The organism is Streptomyces tailanensis, assembly GCF_008386495.1.
GTDB lineage: Bacteria > Actinomycetota > Actinomycetes > Streptomycetales > Streptomycetaceae > Streptomyces > Streptomyces tailanensis.
Map to the genome: position 1 here is coordinate 91,592 of NZ_VTHJ01000005.1, position 16,397 is coordinate 107,988.

General features: G+C 71.0%; 15 protein-coding genes. 11 read left to right on the plus strand and 4 right to left on the minus strand.

Annotated features, from left to right (window positions below; translation table 11 throughout):
- Nucleotides 1–32 precede the first annotated feature (32 nt).
- Nucleotides 33–1,097, plus strand: a complete 1,065-nt coding sequence (locus F3T56_RS06140) for an ATP-dependent DNA ligase (RefSeq protein WP_149823659.1) — start codon at nt 33–35, stop codon at nt 1,095–1,097.
- 203 nt (nt 1,098–1,300) lie between these two features.
- On the opposite strand, the gene F3T56_RS06145 is transcribed toward F3T56_RS06140, so the two are convergent.
- A complete protein-coding gene (locus tag F3T56_RS06145; protein ID WP_149823660.1) occupies nt 1,301–1,894 on the minus strand; it encodes a dihydrofolate reductase family protein in 594 nt (197 codons plus the stop codon).
- Nucleotides 1,895–1,986: 92 nt separating this feature from the next.
- On the opposite strand from F3T56_RS06145, the gene F3T56_RS06150 reads away from it, so the two are divergent.
- A complete protein-coding gene (locus F3T56_RS06150) occupies nt 1,987–2,565 on the plus strand; it encodes a TetR/AcrR family transcriptional regulator (protein ID WP_149823661.1) in 579 nt (192 codons plus the stop codon).
- Nucleotides 2,566–2,591: 26 nt separating this feature from the next.
- On the opposite strand, the gene F3T56_RS06155 is transcribed toward F3T56_RS06150, so the two are convergent.
- Nucleotides 2,592–3,782 carry a zinc-dependent alcohol dehydrogenase gene (locus tag F3T56_RS06155; protein ID WP_149823662.1) on the minus strand — a complete coding sequence of 397 codons (1,191 nt, stop codon included), beginning with the start codon at nt 3,780–3,782 and terminating at the stop codon, nt 2,592–2,594.
- 166 nt (nt 3,783–3,948) lie between these two features.
- On the opposite strand from F3T56_RS06155, the gene F3T56_RS06160 reads away from it, so the two are divergent.
- Complete coding sequence (locus tag F3T56_RS06160) at nt 3,949–4,947, plus strand: DUF3048 domain-containing protein (RefSeq protein WP_149823663.1); 999 nt, start codon at nt 3,949–3,951, stop codon at nt 4,945–4,947.
- Nucleotides 4,948–4,960: 13 nt separating this feature from the next.
- Here F3T56_RS06160 and F3T56_RS06165 read toward each other — a convergent pair whose 3' ends face one another.
- Entirely contained in the window at nt 4,961–5,419 is a 459-nt protein-coding gene (locus F3T56_RS06165) for a MarR family winged helix-turn-helix transcriptional regulator (protein ID WP_149823664.1), read from the minus strand.
- Between the two features lie 254 nt (nt 5,420–5,673).
- Here F3T56_RS06165 and F3T56_RS06170 point away from each other — a divergent pair, with 254 nt between their 5' ends.
- The 7 genes from F3T56_RS06170 to pcaDC all read left to right on the plus strand — a co-directional run bounded on the left by F3T56_RS06170 (nt 5,674) and on the right by pcaDC (nt 12,325).
- Nucleotides 5,674–6,456: a CoA transferase subunit A gene (locus F3T56_RS06170; RefSeq protein WP_149823665.1), complete on the plus strand. Its 783-nt coding sequence runs from the start codon at nt 5,674–5,676 to the stop codon at nt 6,454–6,456.
- Nucleotides 6,456–7,103, plus strand: a complete 648-nt coding sequence (locus F3T56_RS06175; protein WP_149823666.1) for a CoA transferase subunit B — start codon at nt 6,456–6,458, stop codon at nt 7,101–7,103. Before F3T56_RS06170 ends, F3T56_RS06175 begins: the two co-directional genes overlap by 1 nt.
- A 32-nt stretch (nt 7,104–7,135) precedes the next feature.
- On the plus strand, nt 7,136–8,338 hold the full coding sequence (locus tag F3T56_RS06180) for a thiolase family protein (RefSeq protein WP_149823762.1): 1,203 nt from the start codon (nt 7,136–7,138) through the stop codon (nt 8,336–8,338).
- Nucleotides 8,339–8,478: 140 nt separating this feature from the next.
- A complete protein-coding gene (gene pcaH, locus F3T56_RS06185; protein WP_149823667.1) occupies nt 8,479–9,252 on the plus strand; it encodes a protocatechuate 3,4-dioxygenase subunit beta in 774 nt (257 codons plus the stop codon).
- A gap of 6 nt (nt 9,253–9,258) precedes the next feature.
- Nucleotides 9,259–9,864 carry a protocatechuate 3,4-dioxygenase subunit alpha gene (gene pcaG / locus F3T56_RS06190; protein WP_149823668.1) on the plus strand — a complete coding sequence of 202 codons (606 nt, stop codon included), beginning with the start codon at nt 9,259–9,261 and terminating at the stop codon, nt 9,862–9,864.
- Nucleotides 9,861–11,198: a 3-carboxy-cis,cis-muconate cycloisomerase gene (gene pcaB / locus F3T56_RS06195; protein WP_149823669.1), complete on the plus strand. Its 1,338-nt coding sequence runs from the start codon at nt 9,861–9,863 to the stop codon at nt 11,196–11,198. The genes pcaG and pcaB overlap by 4 nt, the downstream gene beginning before the upstream one ends.
- Nucleotides 11,195–12,325, plus strand: coding sequence for a bifunctional 3-oxoadipate enol-lactonase/4-carboxymuconolactone decarboxylase PcaDC (gene pcaDC / locus F3T56_RS06200; RefSeq protein WP_149823670.1), 1,131 nt, complete (start codon nt 11,195–11,197; stop codon nt 12,323–12,325). Before pcaB ends, pcaDC begins: the two co-directional genes overlap by 4 nt.
- A 10-nt stretch (nt 12,326–12,335) precedes the next feature.
- Here pcaDC and F3T56_RS06205 read toward each other — a convergent pair whose 3' ends face one another.
- The gene (locus F3T56_RS06205; RefSeq protein ID WP_149823671.1) at nt 12,336–15,008 is read right to left on the minus strand and encodes an ATP-binding protein; all 2,673 of its coding nucleotides are present in this window, start codon (nt 15,006–15,008) and stop codon (nt 12,336–12,338) included.
- 352 nt (nt 15,009–15,360) lie between these two features.
- Between F3T56_RS06205 and F3T56_RS06210 the strand changes: the two genes are divergently transcribed.
- On the plus strand, nt 15,361–16,359 hold the full coding sequence (locus F3T56_RS06210; RefSeq protein ID WP_149823672.1) for a DUF2510 domain-containing protein: 999 nt from the start codon (nt 15,361–15,363) through the stop codon (nt 16,357–16,359).
- Nucleotides 16,360–16,397: the final 38 nt, after the last annotated feature.

Consider the following 16,397-nt stretch of genomic DNA (forward strand, 5'->3'; position numbering starts at 1 on the left):
CAATTTTCGTCACAGGGTCGCAGAATCAGAACATGGATCTCCCGGTGATGCCGCCCGTGAAGCCGATGCTCGCCAAGTCCGTCGCGAAGATCCCGCCCGGCATGCACTACGAGGCGAAGTGGGACGGGTTCCGGGCGATCGTGTTTCGCGACGGTGGCCAGGTGGAGCTCGGCAGCCGCACCGGCAAGACGCTGACCAGGTACTTTCCCGAGCTGGTGGAGGCGCTCAGGGAACGGCTCCCCGAGCGCTGTGTGGTGGACGGCGAGATCGTGATCGTCCGGGAGGGCCGGCTGGACTTCGACGCCCTCACCGAGCGCATCCACCCGGCGGACTCCCGAGTCCGGATGCTGGCCGAGACGACCCCCGCCTCCTTCGTCGCGTTCGACCTGCTCGCCCTCAACGACGAGTCGCTGCTGAGCGTGCCGCTCACCGACCGGCGCGCTCTCCTTGAGCTGGCCCTCTCGGAGACCACGGCGCCCGTCCATCTCGCCCCGGCGACCACGGACCGCGAGCTGGCCGAGCAGTGGTTCGAGCAGTACGAGGGCGCCGGGCTGGACGGGGTGATCGCCAAGCCGCTCGATCTTCGCTACCGGCAGGACGAGCGGGCCATGTTCAAGATCAAGCACGAGCGCACGGCGGACGTGGTGGTCGCCGGATATCGCCTCCACAAGAGCGGGCCGGTGGTCGGCTCACTGCTGCTCGGCCTGTACGACGCCGGGGGCACCCTCCAGCACGTGGGCGTATGCGCCGCGTTCCCCATGAAGCGGCGGGCGGAGCTGGTGGAGGAGTTGGAGCCGCTGCGGATGGAGGACGTGGAGGAGCACCCGTGGGCGGCCTGGTCCGACGAGGCGGCGCACGAGACGGCCCGGCTCCCGGGCGCGCCGAGCCGCTGGTCGGCGAAGAAGGACTTCTCCTGGGTGCCGCTGCGGCCCGAGTGGGTCGCCGAGGTGGCGTACGACCACATGGAGAACGGCGTCCGCTTCCGCCACACGGCCCGCTTCCGCCGCTGGCGCCCCGACCGCACTCCCGAGAGCTGCACTTACGCCCAGCTGGAGGAGCCGGTGAACTACGACTTGACGGAGATCCTCGGGCACTAGCGGAGCGGGAGGTGCCCCCACCGCCGCACCGGGCGAAAGCCCAAGTACATCCAGTACGAGGGCTTTCGCCCGGCACGCCCAGAGCACGCACCTACGCGGACATCAGCCGCTACCGCGGCGGGCGCGCGGCCCGCCCTCCGGGCGGACGACGGGAATGTGACGACAGGACTTAGGCCGTTCTTCAGGCGTGCCCGGCCCAGCGGCTAGCGGCGGGTGAGGTGGGTGAGGGTCACGCCGTTGGGGAAGGCGGTGCGTTCGGCGACCTCGAAGACGGTGGGATCGAAGGCACCGTCGAAGGCCGGGATTCCGGCGCCGACGACGACGGGATAGTTCTTGATGACCAGTTCGTCGATCTCGGGCAGGAGTGCGCCCGCGAGCTTGCCGCCGCCGCAGAGCCAGACGTCCAGGTCGGCGTCTTCCTCCCGTTTGAGCTCGCGTGCGAGGGCGAGCGGATCGCCGGGGACGACGGTGACGGCCGGGTCGATGTCGGGGTCGAGGGTGCTGGACACCACGTATTGACGCAGGTGCGCGTACGGACTGGTGATCTTCGCGTCGAGGGCGGGGCGGTAGGTGCCGAGGCCCATGACGACGGTGTCGAAGTGCCGGTTGGGCGCGTCGGTGAGTCCGACGGCGGCGCGCATGGCGGTCGGGACCGTCTCGGGGTACAGCCCGTTGGTCCAGGCGCTGCGGGCGGCGTGCTGCTGTTCGTCGCCGGCCGGGAAGAAGTCGTACTCACCGCCGGGGCCGGCGATGCGGCCGTCGAGGGAGACGGCGACGTAGTACACGAGCTTTCGCATTCTGATCACTCCATACGTAGTACTCTGATTGAAGTGGTTTGAACGTAGTACTACAGTTGGAGTGGTGTCAACGGCGAAGTGGGAGTGGGCCCATGGTGAGAAGGAACGACCAGCGGCGCGCCGCGCTCGTCGACGCCGCGATCGAGGTGCTGGCCAGGGAAGGTGCCCGAGGCCTGACGTTCCGGGCGGTGGACACCGAGGGGGCCGTACCGGCGGGCACCGCGTCCAACTACTTCGCCAACCGCGACGACCTGCTCACCCAGGCCGGGGCCCGGGTCTATGAGCGGCTCCAGCCCGACGAGGCCACGATCGCCCGCCAGCAGGCGGCCGGCCGCGACCGGGAGACCTACGTGGAGCTGATGCGTGAACTCGTCGGCCGGGTCGCCTCCTTCCGCACGGGCTACCTCGCGCTGCTCGAACTCCGTCTCGAGGCCACGCGCCGCCCGGAACTGCGCAAGGTCCTCACCGCGCGGGTCCGTGCCGACGTCGACGCCAACGTCGCCTACCACGAGGCATCCGGCCTCCCCGGCGACGCCATGGCCGTCAAGCTGCTCATGCTGACGCTGAACTGGCTGATCGTGGAGCAGCTCACCCTGCCGGACGTCTTCACGGAGGCGGAGCGCGAACTGCTGGTGACGGCAGCGGTCGAGCGCATCGTGCCGGAGGAGTAGAACTCCGTCTCTCAGGGCTCCCTCTCTCAGGGCTCCATGAGCACCTTCACCGCACCGTCCTGCTTCCGCTGGAACATCTCGTAGGCGTGCGCTGCCTCGGCGAGTGGCAGGCGGTGGGTGGCGAAGGAGTCGACGCCTAGCGGGTCCTCGTCCGTGAGCAGGGGCCGGATGTCGTCGCTCCAGGTGCGGACGTTGGCCTGGCCCATGCGTAGGCAGACCTGCTTGTCGAACATGGTGAGCAGCGGCAGCGGGTCGGCCGTACCGCCGTACATCCCGGAGATGGAGATGGTGCCGCCGCGCCGTACGAGGTCGATGGCCGTGTGGAGGGCGGCCAGCCGGTCCACGCTCAGATGCTCCGCGAACCGCGCGCCGATGGCCCGGGGCAGCAGTCCGGTGGCGGTCTGGGCGAGCCGGGCGGCCGCGCTGCCGTGGGCCTCGGTGCCGACGGCATCGATCACCGCGTCGGGGCCGCGCCCGGCGGTGCGGTCCTGGAGTGCGGTGACGAGTTCCTTCTGGCTGTCGAAGTCCCTGAGGTCGAATGTCTCGACGCCCCGCTCGCGTGCCCGGCGCAGCCGCTCGGGCACCAGGTCGACCCCGAACACCCGTTCCGCGCCCCGCACTTGGGCGACCCGGCAGGCCATGTCGCCGATGGGACCGAGGCCGAGCACGGCGACGCTGCCGCCGGGCGGGACGTGCGCGTACTCGACCGCCTGCCATGCGGTGGGGAGCACGTCGGAGAGGTACACGAACCGGTCGTCCGGCGGCCCTTCCGGCACCTTGATCGGCCCGAACTGCGCCTGCGGGACGCGGAGATACTCGGCCTGGGCACCCGGCACCGCGCCGTACAGCCGGGTGTAGCCGAAGAGGGCCGCCCCCATGCCCTCGCCGGTGCACTGGGTGGTCTCGCACTGGGTGGGCAGGCCGGTGAGGCACATCCAGCAGGTGCCGCAGGCGATCTGGAACGGCACCACGACCCTGTCCCCCGCCGCCAGGTCCGGCACTCCGGCGCCGACCTCCTCAACGATGCCCATGGGTTCGTGGCCGAGGATGTCGCCGGGCGTCATGAACGGAGTGAGTACTTCATAGAGGTGCAGGTCGGAGCCGCACAGCCCGGTCGAGGTGATACGGATGACCGCGTCCGTCGGCTCCTGGATCACCGGGTCGGGCACGGTCTCCACGCGTACGTCCCGCCTGCCCTGCCATGTCACTGCCTTCATCGCGACACACTCCCGTCCCTCGCCTCAGCCCAGCAGGTCGGGCACGAGTACCCACGACCCCAGCCCCGAACCGCCTCACCCCAAACTGCAGCCATAAAAAGACAGATATGGCCATCTATGGATCCGTAAGCGCACAATCGAAGACAAACAACAAACACGGAACGGGATGGCCACAGTGGGCATAGGTCTGAGGGCGAGCGCGCGGCGGAGACGGCGCGGCGGGGTGACGGGGGCGCTGCTCGCCGCCGTGACAGCGGGCACCCTGCTGGCGGGCTGCACCGGCAACGGCTCGAACGACGACGGTCGCGGTACGAGCCCGAACCCCCGCGACGACCAGGTCACGACCGGCCCTGCCGGTTCCGTACTCGCCGTGAAGATCGACAACGTACGGGCCGCCCACCCCCAGACGGGCCTCGACGCCGCGGACATCGTCTACGCCGAGCAGGTCGAGGGCGGCCTGAGCCGACTGATGGCGGTCTACGCGACGAAGTTCCCGGACACCGTGGGACCGGTGCGCAGCGCACGCGAGTCCGACCTCGAACTCCTGCGCCAGTTCGACGAGCCGACGCTGGCCTTCTCCGGCGCCCAGAGCAAGCTCCTTCCCCTGATAGACGAGGAGCCCCTGCGCGCGGTGACCCCCTCGGACGCCGCCGACGCCTTCTTCCGGAGCACCGACAAGTCCGCCCCGCACAACCTCTTCCTGCGCCCCGAGCGACTGATCGACTCCCCACCGGGCGCCGACGCCCTGACGACCGGCTTCCGCTACGGCTCCGCCCCCACGGGTGGCACTCCGGAGAACTCCCGCACGATCCGCTACCCGGCCGCCCGCTTCACCTTCACCTGGTCGCCGAGCGAGCAGCGCTGGCAGGTCTCCATGGACGGCACACCGACCGTGCTGACGGACGGCACCCGGGTGGCCGCGTCGACCGTGGTCGTGCAGTACGTGACGGTACGCAAGTCGCAGTTCCGCGACTTCCTGGGCAACAACACCCCGTACACGGAGACGGTCGGCTCGGGCCGGGCGGAGATCCTGCGCGACGGCCGCGCCTTCGACGCGAACTGGAAGCGGAAGACGGCCACAGACGGCACGGACTTCACGACGCGGAACGGCGAGCCGCTGAACTTCGCGAAGGGCCAGGTGTGGGTCGTCTACGCGAAGAAGTGACCCTGGAGACGGGCTACTGACGGACCATCTCCGCCGGGCTGCGCAGTTCCTCCGCCGCGTCGGCGACCCGCCGTATCAGCTCGAAGAACAACTCCTGCTCCCCCTCGGACAACGGCGCCAGGAACACCTGGTTCATCCGGGCCGTCCGCACCGTGAGCTTGCGATGCGTACGCACGCCCTCCTCGGTGAGGCGCAGCAGGAACCGCCGGCCGTCCTGCGGATCACGGACCTTGTCGAGCAGGCCTCGACGGCCGAGACGGCTGATGACCTCGGACATCGTGGAGCGGTCGAGCCCGACCCGCTCCCCCACCGTGCGCTGGTCCAGCCCCGGCTCGGCGACGAGGGTGTTGAGCACCGCGAACTGCGGCGAGGTGATCTCCTCGGAGACCATCACGTTCCACAGCAGATAGTGGGCCTGCTGCAGCCGTCGGGCCAGGTGCCCGGGGTGGGTGGAGAGGTCCACCGCGGCCATGTTCGCTCCTCGGCTGGTCGACAGGGTCGGAAAAAGGCGGTCGGCACATCGTTGATGCACTGGAAATCGTTGGTGCACTGAACGATACCCGCAGACGACCGCGACGTGTCCATACCCACACACGTCTGACCTCACCGTTCTCCCAGGTCTTGACGCAGGACCCGGCGAGTGGCAGCGTGAAAGAAACTTCACCGAAATACTCAGTGCCCTGATTAATTGGTCACCGGGCGCTCGGACGAGATGGGGCCTCACGGATGGACAAGGTGGTCGCCACAGCCCTTGAGGCAGTGGCCGATGTGCCGGACGGCGCGACACTCGCCGTCGGCGGCTTCGGGCTGAGCGGTGTGCCGAACGTGCTGATCCAGGCGTTGTACGAGCGCGGTGTCTCGGGCCTCGGCGTGGTGTCGAACAACTGCGGGGCCATGGAGTCCGGTCTCGCGGTCCTCCTCGCGGCGGGCCGGATCGCCCGGGTGACCGGTTCGTACATCGGGGCGAACAAGGAGTTCGCGCGACAGTACCTCGCAGGTGAGCTGGAGGTCGAGATGATCCCCCAGGGCACGCTGGCCGAGCGGCTGCGCGCCGGCGGCGCCGGCATCCCGGCGTTCTTCACCCCGGCCGGCGTCGGCACGCAGGTCGCCGAGGGTGGTCTGCCCTGGCGCTACGACGGCGGCGGTGGCGTCGCGCTGGCCTCACCGCCGAAGGAGGTCCGCAAGTTCGACGGCACGGAGTACGTGCTGGAGCGCGGCATCCGTACCGACTTCGCACTCGTACGGGCGGCCAAGGGCGACCGGCACGGCAACCTGGTCTTCAACAAGTCCTCCCGCAACTTCAACCCCCTCGCGGCGATGGCCGGCAAGGTGACGATCGCCGAGGTCGAGGAACTGGTCGAGCCGGGCGAGATCGACCCGGACGCCGTACACCTGCCGGGCGTCTTCGTACAGCGGGTCATCGCCCTGACCTCCGAGCAGGCGGCGGACAAGAAGATCGAGCAGCGCACGGTCTCCGTGCCTCCGGCGCAGGGAACGGTGAGCGAGTAATGGCCTGGAACCGTGAAGAGATGGCCGCCCGCGCCGCGCGCGAGCTTCAGGACGGCCAGTACGTCAACCTCGGCATCGGTCTGCCGACACTGATCCCGAACTACCTCCCGGACGACGTCGAGGTGATCCTCGAATCCGAGAACGGGATCCTGGGCACCGGCCCGTACCCGACCGAGGACCAGGTCGACCCGGATCTGATCAACGCGGGCAAGGAGACCGTGACGGTGCTGCCCGGCGCGTCGTACTTCGACTCGGCGCTGTCGTTCTCGATGATCCGCGGCGGTCACATCGACGTGGCGGTCCTCGGCGCGATGCAGGTCTCCGCCGGCGGCGACCTGGCCAACTGGGCCATCCCCGGCAAGATGATCACCGGCATCGGCGGAGCCATGGACCTGGTCCACGGCGCCCGTACGGTCATCGTCGTCATGACACACACTGCGAAGGACGGCTCGGCGAAGATCCTTCAGGAGTGCGCGCTGCCGCTGACCGGCAAGGCGTGCGTGAACCGGATCATCACCGACCTGGGTGTGCTCGACGTGACGGACGAGGGCCTCGTGCTGGTGGAGACGGCGCCCGGCGTCACCGTCGAGGAGATCGTCGCGAAGACCGCCGCCAAGGTGCGCATCCCCGAGGAGATCCAGTCATGAGCAACGGTCCGAACAACGGCCTGAGGAACGGCCTGAAGGACGTCTACATCGTCGACGCGGTGCGTACGCCGATCGGCCGCTACAACGGCGGTCTGGCGGGCGTGCGCCCCGACGACCTGGCCGCGCACGCCATCCGCGAGCTGATCGCCCGTACCCCGGACCTGGACCCGGCCCGGATCGAGGACGTGTACTTCGGCAACGCCAACGGCGCCGGCGAGGAGAACCGCAACGTCGGCCGCATGGCCGCCCTGCTCGCGGGCCTGCCGACCTCCGTGCCCGGCGTGACCGTCAACCGGCTGTGCGCGTCCGGTCTGGAGGCCGTGATCCAGGCGGCCCGGGCCATCGCGCTCGGCGACGCCTCGATCGCCGTCGCCGGCGGTGTCGAGTCCATGACCCGCGCCCCCTACGTCCTGCCCAAGAACGACCGGCCCTTCCCCGCCGGGCACACCGAGCTGTACTCGACCACGCTGGGCTGGCGCATGGTCAACCCGAAGATCGACCCGCAGTGGACCATCCCGCTGGGCGAGTCGGCCGAGCTCATCGCCGACAAGCACAAGATCAGCCGGGAGCAGCAGGACGAGTTCGCCCTGGCTTCCCACCAGAAGGCCGCGAGGGCGCAGGCCGCGGGTCTGTTCGACGGCGAGCTGGCGCCCGTGTCCATTCCGCAGCGCAAGGGCGACCCGGTCGTCTTCGGCGCCGACGAATGCGTACGGGCCGACGCCTCCCTCGCGGCGATGGCGAAGCTGAAACCGTCGTTCCGCCCCGCGGAGGGGACGGTCACCGCCGGCAACGCGTCGCCGCTCAACGACGGTGCCGCCGCGCTGCTGCTGGTGGACGAGGAGGGTCTGGCGGCCACGGGTCGCGAGCCGCTGGCCCGGGTCTCGGCGTCCGGGGTGTCCGCGATCGACCCGCACTACTTCGGACTCGCTCCCGTCGAGGCGGTTACGCGTGCGCTGGCCAAGGCGGGCAAGGGATTTGGCGATCTGTCGGTCCTGGAGCTGAACGAGGCGTTCGCCGCGCAGGTGCTCGGCTGTGTCTCCGAGTGGCCCGAGTTCGACCCCGCGATCCTCAACCCGCAGGGCGGGGCGATCGCCCTTGGCCATCCGCTCGGTGCCTCGGGCGCCCGGCTCGCCGGCACGGTGGCGCACCAGCTTGCCCGCAAGGGCTCCGGCATCGGCGTCGCCACGCTCTGCATTGGTGTGGGGCAAGGGCTCGCCCTCGTCCTTGAACGTTGAGCACCGTTTGCGACTGCGGGCCATCCGTGGCTGGTCGCGCCCACGCGGCGGAGCCGCATATCGATGCAGCCCCGCGCCCCTAAAGGGCGCGCGATCCCAGCCCCGACTTCGATGAGACCCCCGAACCCCCAGGAACCCCCATGACTCTCACCCAAGCGGACATCGATCTGGAGATCGCGGCCGAGCGTGCCGCGTACGAGAAGCGGGTCGCGGACGGCGCGCCCATCGAGCATCAGCCTCGTCGCGGCTATGCCCCCTACCGGTCCTCGGTGCTGCGGCATCCGAAGCAGCCGCCGATCGCGATCGACGCCACCAAGGACCCGGAGCTGGTGGAGCTGCACTCCCCCGCCTTCGGCGAGCGGGACATCACCGAGATCGACAACGATCTGACCCGGCAGCACAACGGCGAGCCGATCGGTGAGCGCATCACCGTCTCCGGCCGGCTCCTCGACCGTGACGGGCGCCCGATCCGCGGCCAGCTGGTCGAGATCTGGCAGGCCAACTCGGCCGGCCGCTACGCGCACCAGCGTGAGCAGCACGACGCCCCGCTGGACCCGAACTTCACCGGCGTCGGCCGCACCCTGACCGACGACGACGGCCACTACCACTTCACGACGATCCAGCCGGGTCCGTACCCGTGGAGCCAGCACGTCAACGCCTGGCGGCCGGCCCACATCCACTTCTCGCTCTTCGGTACGGCGTTCACGCAGCGGCTCGTGACGCAGATGTACTTCCCGAGCGACCCGCTGTTCCCGTACGACCCGATCATCCAGTCCGTGACGGACGACGCGGCCCGGCAGCGGCTGGTGGCGACCTACGACCACAGCCTGTCCGTGCCGGAGTTCTCGATGGGCTACGTCTGGGACATCGTGCTCGACGGGCCGAACGCCACCTGGATCGAAGAAGGGCGCTGACCTGCCATGACGAAGATCGACACCAGCCGCCCCGAGACGGTGCTCCCGACCCCGTCGCACACGGTCGGCCCCTTCTACGGCCACGCCCTGCCGTTCCCCGGCGGCGGTGACATCGCCCCGCTCGGTCACCCTGACACCATCTCTCTCCAGGGCTACATCTACGACGGCCAGGGCAACCCGCTGCCGGACGCCTTCGTGGAGCTGTGGGGCCCGGACCCGGACGGCAACGTCTCGCGGGTCGACGGCTCGATGCGGCGCGACCCGGCGAGCGGCGGCTTCCTCGGCCGCAACGGCCTGGAGTTCACCGGCTGGGGCCGCATCCAGACGGACAAGAACGGCCACTGGGTCGCGCGTACGCTGCGGCCGGGCGCACGCGGGCAGAGCGCGCCGTACCTCAGCGTGTGCGTCTTCGCGCGCGGCCTGCTCGTACACCTGTTCACCCGGATCTATCTGCCGGGCGACGACGCGGCGCTCGCCGCGGACCCACTGCTCTCCCGGGTGGAGGAGGCGCGCCGCGGCACGCTGATCGCCGAGGACCAGGGCAACGGCACCTACCGTTTCGACATCCGCCTTCAGGGCGAGGGCGAGACGGTCTTCCTGGAGTTCCAGTGACAGCTGACGATCCCGACACCGGTCTGCTCGCCCCCGGGTGGACCGGTTCCCCGGCGGCGGCCGCGACCGGCGACACCGCCTACCTCCAGGCGCTGCTCGACGCCGAGGCCGCGCTGACCCGGGCCCAGGCCTCGCTGGGGCTGGCGCCCGCCGGGGCCGCGACGGCGGTGACCGAGGCCGCCGGCGCCGGCCCCAGCGGCATCGACGTGTCGTCGCTCGCGGAGCGCGCCCGCGGCGGTGGAAACCCGGTGATCCCGCTGGTCGCGGACCTCACCAAGGCGGTCGGCGCGGAGTACGGCCCGTACGTCCACCGGGGCGCGACCAGCCAGGACATCATGGACACCGCGACGATGCTGGTCGCCGCGCGCACCCTCGACCCGGTCCTGGCCGACCTCGGCCGTACGGAGGCCGCGCTGGCCCGGATCGCCGCCGAGCACCGGGACACCGCCATGCCCGGACGGACCCTCACCCAGCACGCCGTACCGACGACGTTCGGATTGAAGGCGGCGGGCTGGCGCTCGCTGGTGCTGGACGCCAGGGACCGGCTCGCACTCGTACGGGCGAGTCTGCCCGCTCAACTGGGCGGCGCGGCAGGCACATTGGCCGCGTTCACGGTGTTCGGGTCGGTCGACACGCAGGCGCTGAGCGCCGCGTACGCCCGTGAACTCGGCCTGCGTGAGCCGGAGTTGCCCTGGCACACCCTGCGCACCCCGATCGCCGACCTCGCCGGAGCGCTCGCCTTCGCCGCGGGCGCGCTCGGGAAGGTCGCGGTGGATGTGCTCACCCTGGCCCGCACCGAGATCGCGGAGGTCGCCGAGGGCAGCGGCGGCGGTTCGTCGGCGATGCCGCACAAGGCGAATCCCGTACGGTCCACGCTGATCGCGGCGGCCGCCCGGCGGGCGCCCCAGCTGGCAGCGACGTTGTACGGTTCGCTCGCCGCGGAGGACGAGCGGCCGGCCGGGGCCTGGCACGCCGAGTGGGAGCCGTTGCGCGATCTGCTCCGGCTGGTCGGTGGCGCGGCCCGGGACGCCGTGGAACTGACGCGAGGGCTCCGGGTGAACGCGGACACCATGCGCCGACACCTGGATCTCACCCATGGACTGATCGTCTCCGAACGGCTGGCCGCCGAGCTGGCTCCGGTGCTCGGCCGGGCCCGCGCCAAGGAGCTGCTCACCCGGGCCGCCGAGCGCGTGTACGCCGAGGGGCGCCCCCTCGGTGAACTCCTCGCCGAGGAGCCGGAGTTGAAGGACATCGACCTGGCGGACCTCACCGACCCCGCCCGCTACACCGGCTCCGCCGGAGCCCTCACCGACCGTGCCCTGGAGCGACGTTGACCGACAAGCTGCTCAACCACCGTGCGGAGGGACCGACTTCCGCTCCCCCACTGCTGCTCGGCCCCTCACTCGGCACCTCCACCAAGCTGTGGGACAAGGTGGCGCCCGAGCTGTCGATCACGCACCGGGTGGTCCGCTGGGACCTGCCGGGACACGGCGGCTCCCCCGCCGGTCTCATCGGCCCGGGGGCGACGGTCGGCGACCTGGCCGAACTGGTGCTGGCGTCGGCGGACTCGCTGGGCATCGAGCGGTTCGCGTACGCCGGTGTGTCCCTCGGCGGCGCGGTCGGTCTGCACCTGGCCGCGCACCACCCGGAGCGGGTCTCGTCCCTCGCGGTGATCTGCTCCTCCGCCCACTTCAACGGCGCGGGGCCCTGGCGGGAGCGCGCCGAGCTGGTGCGCCGGGAGGGGCTGGCCGGACTCGCGGAGACGGCGAACTCCCGTTGGTTCACGCCCGGGTTCACCGTGCCGGAGCTGGTCGACGACCACCGGAACGCCGCCCCGGAGGCGTACGCGGCCTGCTGTGACGCGCTGGCCGCGTTCGACATCCGTGAGGACCTTTCCCGGATCACCGCCCCCACGCTCCTCATCGCCGGCCGCGAGGACCCGGCGACACCGCCCGCGCATCTTCGGGAGATCGCGGACGCGGTCCCTGGGTCGTCGCTGACGGAGATCGCCGGCGCCTCCCACCTCGCCCCCGCGGAGCGCCCGGAGGCCGTACTGGCCGCGCTGCGCGCGCACTTCGGCGGCTACGCCGAGCGCGGCATGGAGGTCCGCCGCCAAGTCCTGGGCGACACCCATGTGGACCGCGCCCAGGCCCGGCAGTCGCCCTTCACGGCCCGGTTCCAGGACTTCATCTCCCGCTACGCCTGGGGCGAGATCTGGACCGACCCGACCCTCTCGCGCCGCGAACGCAGCATGATCACCCTCACCGCCCTGGTGGCCCACGGCCACTACGACGAGCTGGCCATGCACCTCCGAGCGGCCCGCCGCAACGGCCTCACGGTGGAGGAGATCGGCGCCGTACTCCTCCAGACCGCCGTGTACTGCGGAGTCCCGGCCGCGAACTCGGCCTTCGCGACGGCCCAGCGGGTCCTCGCGGAGGAGGAGGCTGCCGAGCAAGACTGAGGGCGCCTCCTCAGACGAGCCCGGCGAGAGCCTCCCGGGCTCGTCGGGCCAGGCCGTCGGCGCCGCAGGACTCGGCGAGGGCCAGACCGCGGGTGAGTTCGGAGGCCGAGCGGATCGTGATGCCGTATTCGACGCGGGCCGCGGCGTGCTCGTAGCCACAGGGTGAAGCGGCCAGGTAGGTGACGGCCTTGGCGTAGAGGCCGGCGGCCTGCTTGCCGGTGGCGAGGGCGGCTTGGAGGCGGAGGGCCTCGCCGATGGCCGTGTCCGTGCCGAGCCGTTCGGCGCGAGTGCGGACGGTCAGGGCGAGTTCGGCGGCACGGCGCGGGTCGACGTTGGCGAGGGCTCGGGCGAGGTCACCGCCCCAGGGCGCGAGGATCGTGTTGTGGTGGCCCCGCGTGTTGGCGGCCTTCTCGGCGGCCTCCAGTTCGTTGATGCCTTCCTCGGTGCGGCCGATGGCGAGCAGCAGCCGACCCCGAATGGAGCGCGGGTCGGGCAGCACCATGGGGGACGGGTACGGCGGCGCGAAGCCTTGCTCCTCGGCGACCTTCCAGGCCTCCTGGACATGGCCGCGGGCGAGCAGCGTATCGACGAGATTGCAGGTCGTCGACCAGTGCAGGGGCAGTCTGCGGCCGACCCGCTCGGCGAAGGCCAGAGACTTGCGCAGGGATTTCTCGGCCTCCCTGAGCCGGCCCCGCATGCGATGTCCGAGTCCGACGTGCGCGTGGGCCATGGCGAGATGGCCGCCGGTCCACCCGGCGGACTCATAGGTGCGCAAGGCATCCCTGTAAAAGCTCTCCGCCCGGTCGAGCCGGTCGGCGTAGGCATACGCGAGGGCCAGCATCAGCAGCAGTTCGATGCCCCACTCGGAGTCGAGCCAGCCGAGGCCGGGCGCCAGCCGACCGTTGACGAGCGCGCGGTCGCAGAACTCGACGACCTCCTCGGCGTTCTCACCGCGCGCCATCGCGTCGAAGCCACGCAGGATGAGCAGCGCGCGTTCGGCGTTGTCCTTGCCCGTGCAGGTGGCGGCGAGCGCGGCGAGTTCCTGGGAGTGGGTGGGAGAGAGTGCCTCGCCCGTGTGGATGCCCTCCCACATGTAACGCGCGGCCTGGAGTCGCATCCGGCCGGGCCCCGGTTCCAGTCGGGAGGCCTCCGCGTCGACCGTGCGGACGGCCTCCTCCAACTGGTCGTTGTGGAGCAGCGCCTGGGAGAGGCGGAAGACGGCGTCCACGCGCTCGGTGGTGTCGAGGCCCGGTTCGGCGAGTGCCGAGCGGAGGTAGTCGATCGTGGTGGCGGGCGAAGTGAGGAGGGTGGCGCGACCCAGTTCGTAGAGCACGTGGACGCGGGTTTCGGGCAGCGGTGGCTCCTTCAGGGCCCGCTCCAGACAGTGCCGGGCGGCCTCCGGGGCGCCCACGGCGAGATGTTCGCGGGCGGCGGCCCGTAACTGCTCGACCAGTTCCGGTTCGCCTTCCGGGTGCACCTCGATGAGGTGCCGGGAGGCCGCGGCGGCGCCGCGGCCGGACTCGGTGACGACGGTCGCGGCCACACCGTGGAACGCCCTGCGGATGCCGCGCGGGATCGACTTGTAGACGGCGGTGGCGATCAGGGGGTGCACGAACTCCAGCTCCCCGTCGTCCGCCTGCCGGTTGGCCGGATCCGGTGCCGTGAGGATGCGGGCGTCGGTCAGCAGATGGGCGCACTCCGTGGCCGTCTCCCGGCTGAGGCTGGCGAGGCGGGCCACGATCTCGACGGTGATGCCGGTATGCAGGATGGCCGCCGCCCAGGCGAAGCGGGTGGCGTCCACGCCGAGCGTCTCCAGGCGGGCGACGAGACCGCGGCCGCGTGCGGCGCGGTTGAGGGCGCGGAGTTCGGCGGCGGAACTCTCGACCGGCTCCAGGCCGCTGTCCTGCACCTTGGCGAGGAGTTCGACGGTCTCGTACGGGTTGCCGCCGGTCACTGCCCACACCTCGCGGCAGAACGGGTCGTCGGCGTGCCGGCCGACCGTGTCCCGGGTGAGCCCGGCGGTGGCCTCGGGGGTGAGCGCGCTGAGCGTGGTGACGGGGCGGGCCTTGGCGGCGATTTCGGTGAGGTGCTGGGCGCGATCGCCGGTGGCCTCGCCGGGGCGGCGGGCGACCACGACGAGGACGCACATCTCGGTCAGCCGTTCGGAGAGCGCCGACAGCCACTGCAGGGTCTCCTGGTCGGCCCAGTGGGCGTCGTCGATGAGCAGGACGAGCGGCCAGTCGCGCCGGACGAGCCGGTTCACGGCGGCGACCAGTCCGTCGCACACGCCCTTCGGGTCGGGGGGTGTCGCGCCCGGTTCGGCGAGTCCCAGGGCGGGTCCGGCGATGTCGTACCAGTCGCCGAGGTAGTCGCGGGTCTCCTCCTCCATCAGCCCGAGCAGCGCGGGCTGCAGCAACTGGCGTACGACGTGGAAGGGGACGGAGGTGACGGTCTCGCCGCCGCGGGCGTACCAGGCGGTGCAGCCGCGCTCCTCGGCGACCCGGCGGGTCTCGGTGAGGAGGGCGGTCTTGCCGATGCCCGCCTCGCCGCTGAAGACCAGGACGCTGCCCGGGGACGCCTTGTCGACGCGCAGTTCGTCCATCGCCTCCGTGATGGCGGCGATCTCCGCGTCGCGCTCCCGCAGGGAAGCCGAGGCGGCCGCTTCCGGCCGGTCCTCCGTCATCCCGCTACCTCCCCAGGTCGCCCAAACGACGTACAGGTCATCGAGCGTAGCCCTCCGGCTGCCGAAGTGAAGGCTGGTCCGTGCAGGTATTGCCTTGTCGAGTGACATCGGGCGGCGGGAAGCGACGCATCCGGCCGCCGACCTGTCGCGTTGGAGGTGATGGACAGTCAACTACCGTGATCTGACGCTGTTTCTCGACCTTCGACAGGGTCCACCCCCTTCAGGAGACGGCCGCTGCTGCGCAGGCTGCTGGGCGGGTCGGGGGGCGGTCATCGGGGGAGAACCGCACGGGGCACGGCGAATAACCGTCCCCTCTCATCCGCTTTTCACTCCGGCCTCATACGGTGACTCCATGACGCAGGTGACTCCTCCCGGTTGGTATCCCGACCCCGGGCAGACGAATGACGCGCCGGCCACCGAGCGCTGGTGGGACGGCAAGGCGTGGACGGATCAGATCCGGCCCGTGGGCTCGGCCGCGGGGTTCGGGCCGCCGGCCTTTCCGCCGGGTGCCGGGGCGCATCCCGGATACCCCGGGTACCCGGTCGCCGCTCCGAAGCGTGGTCTGCGCACGGGCATAGCCGTCGCCGTGGCGGCGGCGGTGCTGGCGAGCATCGGGGTGGGTGTGTACGCCCTGACCAGCAGCGAGGGTGGCAGCGACGGCAGCACGACGTCCCAGGGCCCCGGTGGGCAGAACGGCCAGGGCGGAGTCGATGGTGGCCCGGGCGGCAACTCCGGTGGCTCGGGTGGTCCCGGTGGCGGTGGTCAGAGTCCGGCGCCCGACGGGTCCGGGCAGCCGCCGCAGGGCGAGGAGGGGTACGCGACCGACGCGACCAGCGGCATCAGCCTGCCGGTGCCGGACGGCTGGGTCACCTCGCCGCTTCAGATCGGCGCGCAGGTGGTGACGGAGGCGTCGTACGAGTGCCCGGCCGACAACTCGAAGACGTGCACGCGTGGCGGCGCCTACTCGATGCCCGCCGAGGCGCTGGAGCTGAAGGCCACCACGGCCGAGGCGGCCGCCAAGGAGGACATCTCCAAGAACGCCGAGAACGCCTACGGCTCCGAGGGGTACGGCAAGATCAGCTCGCACGAGGAGCTGGCCTCCAAGGCGGTGACCGTGGCTGGCGAGAAGGGCTATCTGGTCCGCTGGAAGGTGGTCACGAGCAAGGGCGACGACGGCTACGTCGAGTCGCTCGCGTTCCCCTCCCCGGCCGACTCCTCGCGGCTCGTCGTGGTCCGGTTCGGCATCGACGTCAGTGACGAGGCGCCCGAGCAGTCGGTGATCGACGAGATCACCGAGGGCATCAGGGAGGCGTCGATCAGCAGCAGCGGTGGCAGCGGTCAGGAGGTCTGAACCGGCGCGCCCGGGAACGAGTCGGGCGGGGGGGGGTG

What these genes read in the sequence shown, in the direction of transcription:
- F3T56_RS06170 (WP_149823665.1), top strand. Translation starts at nt 5,674, where the DNA reads ATGGACAAGGTGGTCGCCACAGCCCTTGAGGCAGTGGCCGATGTGCCG.
- F3T56_RS06155 (WP_149823662.1), bottom strand. Translation starts at nt 3,782, where the DNA reads ATGAAGGCAGTGACATGGCAGGGCAGGCGGGACGTACGCGTGGAGACC.
- F3T56_RS06175 (WP_149823666.1), top strand. Translation starts at nt 6,456, where the DNA reads ATGGCCTGGAACCGTGAAGAGATGGCCGCCCGCGCCGCGCGCGAGCTT.
- pcaG (WP_149823668.1), top strand. Translation starts at nt 9,259, where the DNA reads ATGACGAAGATCGACACCAGCCGCCCCGAGACGGTGCTCCCGACCCCG.
- F3T56_RS06160 (WP_149823663.1), top strand. Translation starts at nt 3,949, where the DNA reads ATGGCCACAGTGGGCATAGGTCTGAGGGCGAGCGCGCGGCGGAGACGG.
- F3T56_RS06205 (WP_149823671.1), bottom strand. Translation starts at nt 15,008, where the DNA reads ATGACGGAGGACCGGCCGGAAGCGGCCGCCTCGGCTTCCCTGCGGGAG.
- F3T56_RS06150 (WP_149823661.1), top strand. Translation starts at nt 1,987, where the DNA reads ATGGTGAGAAGGAACGACCAGCGGCGCGCCGCGCTCGTCGACGCCGCG.
- pcaH (WP_149823667.1), top strand. Translation starts at nt 8,479, where the DNA reads ATGACTCTCACCCAAGCGGACATCGATCTGGAGATCGCGGCCGAGCGT.
- F3T56_RS06210 (WP_149823672.1), top strand. Translation starts at nt 15,361, where the DNA reads ATGACGCAGGTGACTCCTCCCGGTTGGTATCCCGACCCCGGGCAGACG.
- F3T56_RS06165 (WP_149823664.1), bottom strand. Translation starts at nt 5,419, where the DNA reads ATGGCCGCGGTGGACCTCTCCACCCACCCCGGGCACCTGGCCCGACGG.
- F3T56_RS06145 (WP_149823660.1), bottom strand. Translation starts at nt 1,894, where the DNA reads ATGCGAAAGCTCGTGTACTACGTCGCCGTCTCCCTCGACGGCCGCATC.
- F3T56_RS06140 (WP_149823659.1), top strand. Translation starts at nt 33, where the DNA reads ATGGATCTCCCGGTGATGCCGCCCGTGAAGCCGATGCTCGCCAAGTCC.